Genomic DNA, 5,395 nt, shown 5'->3' on the forward strand with positions numbered 1-5,395 from the left:
TAACGTCCTGCAGGCCTGGCGTAAACTCATGGCAAATTGTGCCGTCAGATAGCTGACAAGTTCACGCTTTATCGCTGGTTTTAAAGCTTTTTTTCGATGACGTCTTTAAGTGCCCGGCACTCAAGGCTGAGATCAGCAAACATCTGTTTAAGCCTCCGATTCTCGTCTTCCAGATCTTTTATTTTTTTAATATCGGCCGCTTCCATCCCGCCATATTTTGCCTTCCAGTTGTAATAGCTGGCTTCCGAAATAGCGGCCTCACGGCACACATCCTTAACGGTACGTCCGGCTTCGACGGACTTCAATACAGCGATGATCTGGTGTTCAGTGAATCGGATCTTACGCATAGCGATCTCCTCAGGGGACATTATCAGTATGTCGGAAGATCTCTAAAAGTGAATGGGCCGTTTTGCCGGGATACTTACATCATCACGGGGAAGACCTCAGCGCTATTCTGATCTCGCCATCACCACCGTTCTGGTCATTAAACGCGTGTTCAGGTTGACCCTGCGGGCTGCACAGGGTTTTATTGATTCCATTTTTACACTGATGAATGTTCCGTTGCGCTGCCCGGATTACACCAGCGTCAGCAAGCGCGCAAAGTCGGTTAATGTCAGTTTCAAAACGTTCACCCGAGGTGAAATCGCGCATCTGGTGGTTGATTCCACCGGGCTGAAGGTCTTTGGTGAAGGCGAATGGAAAGTCAAAAAACACGGCAAAGAACGCCGTCGTATATGGCGAAAGTTGCATCTGGCAGTTGACAGCAAAACACATGAAATCATCTGTGCAGACCTGTCGCTGAACAATGTGACGGACTCAGAAGCCTTCCCGGATCTTATCCGGCAGACTCACAGAAAAATCAGGGCAGCATCGGCAGACGGCGCTTACGACACCCGGCTCTGTCACGATGAACTGCGGCGTAAGAAAATCAGCGCGCTTATCCCGCCCCGAAAAGGTGCGGGTTACTGGCCCGGTGAATATGCAGACCGTAACCGTGCAGTGGCTAATCAGCGAATGACCGGGAGTAATGCGCGGTGGAAATGGACAACAGATTACAACCGTCGCTCGATAGCGGAAACGGCGATGTACCGGGTAAAACAGCTGTTCGGGGGTTCACTGACGCTGCGTGACTACGATGGTCAGGTTGCGGAGGCTATGGCCCTGGTACGAGCGCTGAACAAAATGACGAAAGCAGGTATGCCTGAAAGCGTGCGTATTGCCTGAAAACACAACCCGCTACGGGGGAGACTTACCCGAAATCTGATTTATTCAACAAAGCCCTGGCAAGGCTGGGACGGAAGTCACTGTCGTTCTCAAAATCGGTGGAGCTGCATGACAAGGTCATCGGGCATTATCTGAACATAAAACACTATCAGTAAGTTGGAGTCATTACCTCGGTATCAATGATTTTCGGAGAAACAAATATTTTGATAACGAAATAAGTAACCATAATTAAAACAACGAAAAAGCTGATAAGAAGGAGGGTAACCCGCCCCTGTGTGGTTTTCCACGTCATAATAGTATTGTCTCGTTCTGTTGGGATGGCTGATATAACGACTTTTGTCAGGATTTCTTTAATCTAAAACGATACAGAAAAATAAATCTTTAACCATATGAGTCAAATAGCTAACATACAGCGAGCTCATCAGCCCATTTAGTGGCTTTCTGCATTGTTTCTATAACAGAGAACTCAGAGATATTCAGTGTTCTGCATATTTCAGCCGTCTCTTCCCAGCTAAGCTTCTCATAACACAAAGAAAGATTAAGTATGTCAAAAAGCTCGCCTTTATGCAGGCAAAGAGCATCGGCGACATTTCCGGGAACCGATATCTGTTGAATTAAATCATCCATGGGCTGCTCGAGAATAACATCCAGCAAAGAAAACAAACCACAAACAAACGCGTTATAGGATAATGAAGCGAGGTTTAATTTCCCGGCAATTAATTCACAAAATTTTCCACGAACCATACTCAGATGATAAAGTTCGCTGACACCCGAAACCCCGATGCTGGAAAGAGCAGCCACCGAAACAAAACGGCGGATTTCGTTATACCCCAGATACATCAGCATTTCTTTCAGAGTAAGTTCCCCTGACGGAGTAATACCGTGTGATTTGAACAGCATGTTTTTTACATAACGCATTATTTTATATGATAAAGTCAGGTCATTTTTCAGTAATCGCTCAAGCACGGTAAAGTCCGGGCTTTCCCTGTTAACTTCCATCATCAGGCTGGAAAGCGCCATCGGATTCTGAGAAAGGCATTTGTTTCGGATGATCTCCGGTCTGCTGAAGAAAAACCCCTGAAAAAGAACAAATCCGGCCTGGCTGTAAAGCTCAAACTCTTCTCTTGTTTCAACTTTTTCAGCCAGAAATTTTATGCCGTGAAGCAAGTGCTTTTTCTCGGTGAGATAGCGATCAATCTCATGGTAAGTTTTTTCCCGAACATCAAATTTAATGACCGAAATATATCTCATAAACCGGTCCCAGGCGCTGTCCAGCGTGAAATCATCAAGTGCAAGCTGATAGCCATTGTCGTGAAGTTCCCTGACCGCCAGGAAAAGCTCGTCATCAGGAATGGCATCCTCAAGGATCTCTATAACCACTTTATCATTCGGCAAGGTATCGCCAAGCCCGCTGATTATCATCCGGTGCGGAACATTGATAAATGAGCTGTGATTGTCAGCGATGCGGGGAATCGGAATGCATAAAAACTGGTCGGAAATCATCCTGGAAGTTGCATATTCAGGCGAAACATCGGGAAAAGAATTCTTCATTCCGACCCTGAAAAGCAATTCATATGCGACGGTCTGCATTTTCCTGTCAAAAATAGGCTGTCGCGCAATAAATGAATACATATTCAGGTCTCCAGGTCAGCATTATAATTTTTTGAAATTTAACCTTTCTATGCTTATAACATGCAAAACTGGCGATTAGTTTGATCTGGAGCACAACTCGGGGCACAAAGAAACCGGGAAGATGCGACATCACCATTCCCGACCAATAGGATTCATCACTGGGGTAATGCTGCCAACTTACTGATTTAGTGTATGATGGTGATTTTAAGGTGCTTGCGTGGCTTCCATTTCCTTCAGATGTCCTTCCTGCTCCGCTACTGAAGGCGTGGTGCGTAACGGCAAAAGCACTGCCGGACATCAGCGCTATCTCTGCTCTCATTGCCGTAAAACATGGCAACTACAGTTCACTTACACCGCCTCTCAGCCCGGTACGCACCAGAAAATCATTGATATGGCCATGAATGGCGTCGGATGTCGCGCCAGTGCACGCATTATGGGCGTTGGCCTCAACACGATTTTACGACACTTAAAAAACTCAGGCCGCAGTCGGTAACCTCGCGCATACAACCGGGCAGTGATGTGATTGTCTGCGCTGAAATGGACGAACAGTGGGGCTACGTCGGTGCTAAATCACGTCAGCGCTGGCTGTTTTACGCGTATGACAGGATACGGAGGACGGTTGTGGCGCACGTCTTCGGTGAACGCACTCTGGCCACACTGGAGCGTCTTCTGAGCCTGCTGTCGGCCTTTGAGGTCGTGGTATGGATGACGGATGGCTGGCCGCTGTATGAACCCCGCCTGAAGGGAAAGCTGCACGTTATCAGCAAGCGTTACACTCAGCGCATTGAGCGACATAACCTGAATCTGAGACAACATCTGGCAAGGCTGGGACGGAAGTCACTGTCGTTCTCAAAATCGGTGGAGCTGCATGACAAGGTCATCGGGCATTATCTGAACATAAAACACTATCAGTAAGTTGGAGTCATTACCAGCGCTTAAAACTGATACGCCGGAAGGAAAAAACAAATATATGATAAAAACATCCAGTCAATGGCTGGCACAAATTACCGCATCGGGTTGTTGAGCTTCGCGTAATCAAACGCTGATACGGTTTCTTCTCTGTTGGCATCCAGAAAATCAGCCCACCATTGTAGCATCAGCCTTCGTTCGTCAAGGTGCTCGGCTTTATGAATGTAGGCGGCACGAACGCCATTACGTTCCTGATGGCTCATCTGGCGTTCAACGGCATCTTTAGACCACAAACCAGATTCAATCAGCGAACTGCAGGCCATGGCTCGGAAGCCATGGCCGCAGACGTCCACTTTTGTATCATAGCCCATCAGCCGTAATGCATTATTGACGGTATTTTCGCTCATTGGTTTCCAGGGACTATGGTCACCCGTAAAGACCAGCGTATGCTCGCCGCTGACAGTATGGATTTGCTGCAAAATCTCCAGCGCCTGTCGGGACAGTGGAACGAGGTGAGGGGTATGCATTTTAGCCCCCCTGTGTGAGTGCTTAACCCCGGGGAGAGGGTCGCGTTCAGGAGGGATTGTCCACATGGATTTGTCAAAATCAATTTCAGACCACCGGGCAAAACGCAGTTCACTGGAACGAATAAAAATCAGCAATGTCAGTTTTGTCGCCAGTCTGGTCAGGGGCTGACCTCTGTAGGACTCAATGCGGTTGATAAGTTCAGTGGTCCGGTTCAGGGCAAGGGCAGGGCGGTGCTGTCGTTTTACAGTAGTCAGCGCACCCGCCATGTCTGTTGCCGGGTTGTAGCTGATAATGCCTGACTGTGCGGCATATCGCATGATCGCAGAGATACGCTGTTGCAGGCGGGAAGCAATTTCATAAATCTCTTTAGCCTCTGCGGCTTTAACCGGAACCAAAAGGTCGGGTGTTTTCAGCGTGGTGATATCCCGCGAACCTATGAAGGGAAATACATGGGTTTCAAGGCTCTTAAGGGTTTTCTCACTGTGCGATTCAGACCATTTTTTATTGCTGCTGTGCCATTGCCGGGCGATAGTTTCAAAAGTATGGGTGATATCGGGTACAGACTTCTTTGCTCGCTTTTGTTCGCAGGGGTCAACACCTTCTGCTATTTGCTTCCTGGCACTATCCCGTCTCTCTCTTGCTTCAGATAACGAGACGTCAGGATACACGCCAAGGGCGAAAGTTTTCTCTTTGCCAAGGAAGCGATAGCGGAGGCGCCAGTAGCGGGAGCCGTTAGGGTGAACGAGTAAAAACATGTTGCCGCTGTCGGCAAGTTTATAAGGTTTTTCATCCGGTTTAGCTGCACGGATTTTAGCGTCTGTGAGCGCCATTGGTGAGGTCTCCTGATAGTAAAAGGGGTATAAATTTTATCGAATCAGACTATACCCTCAGTTGTACCCTCGCAAGGGACTTGATGTGGGTTGAAGTTGATTGAGTTGGATGGAGTTAAAATATTATAAAGGTGTTGATTTCGGCGGGCTTTGAATGCAAAAACGGACCTCCGTGGAGGTCCGTTGATATGAATTTGGTGCCCGGACTCGGAATCGAACCAAGGATTCGTTTCTATAGCAACGAAATCACCTAATAACAGTAAGTTACCTTT

At 47.7% G+C, this 5,395-nt stretch carries 3 protein-coding genes and 3 pseudogenes; 3 read left to right on the top strand and 3 right to left on the bottom strand.

The window, feature by feature from the left end; genetic code table 11:
* Positions 1-347, bottom strand: a pseudogene (locus GF617_RS26305) (transposase); the annotation flags it as partial.
* A 79-nt stretch (positions 348-426) separates the two neighbouring features.
* Between GF617_RS26305 and GF617_RS26310 the strand changes: the two are divergent.
* Together GF617_RS26310 and GF617_RS26315 are read left to right on the top strand one after the other, a co-directional pair.
* Positions 427-1,224 (top strand): annotated as a pseudogene (locus GF617_RS26310) (IS5 family transposase); the annotation flags it as partial.
* A gap of 56 nt (positions 1,225-1,280) precedes the next feature.
* Positions 1,281-1,379: pseudogene (locus tag GF617_RS26315) on the top strand (IS1 family transposase); the annotation flags it as partial.
* A gap of 247 nt (positions 1,380-1,626) precedes the next feature.
* Here the strand turns inward: GF617_RS26315 and GF617_RS26320 are convergent.
* Complete coding sequence (locus GF617_RS26320) at positions 1,627-2,856, bottom strand: EAL and HDOD domain-containing protein (protein WP_044597283.1); 1,230 nt, start codon at positions 2,854-2,856, stop codon at positions 1,627-1,629.
* 217 nt (positions 2,857-3,073) lie between these two features.
* Between GF617_RS26320 and GF617_RS26325 the strand changes: the two genes are divergently transcribed.
* Positions 3,074-3,771, top strand: a protein-coding gene (locus GF617_RS26325; RefSeq protein WP_240034229.1) for an IS1 family transposase whose coding sequence is annotated in 2 segments (ribosomal slippage) — positions 3,074-3,323 and positions 3,323-3,771 — 699 coding nt in all. Because the reading frame shifts where the segments join, the coding sequence is not laid out codon by codon here.
* 89 nt (positions 3,772-3,860) lie between these two features.
* On the opposite strand, the gene GF617_RS26330 is transcribed toward GF617_RS26325, so the two are convergent.
* The gene (locus GF617_RS26330; protein ID WP_045269683.1) at positions 3,861-5,123 is read right to left on the bottom strand and encodes an integrase arm-type DNA-binding domain-containing protein; all 1,263 of its coding nucleotides are present in this window, start codon (positions 5,121-5,123) and stop codon (positions 3,861-3,863) included.
* Positions 5,124-5,395 lie beyond the last annotated feature (272 nt).

Origin of the sequence: Lelliottia sp. RWM.1 (assembly GCF_016859735.1) — a bacterium.
Lineage (GTDB): Bacteria > Pseudomonadota > Gammaproteobacteria > Enterobacterales > Enterobacteriaceae > Enterobacter.

Bases quoted from the DNA above. Each gene is read 5' to 3' on its own strand.
- GF617_RS26320 (WP_044597283.1), bottom strand. From the start codon at position 2,856: ATGTATTCATTTATTGCGCGACAGCCTATTTTTGACAGGAAAATGCAG.
- GF617_RS26330 (WP_045269683.1), bottom strand. From the start codon at position 5,123: ATGGCGCTCACAGACGCTAAAATCCGTGCAGCTAAACCGGATGAAAAA.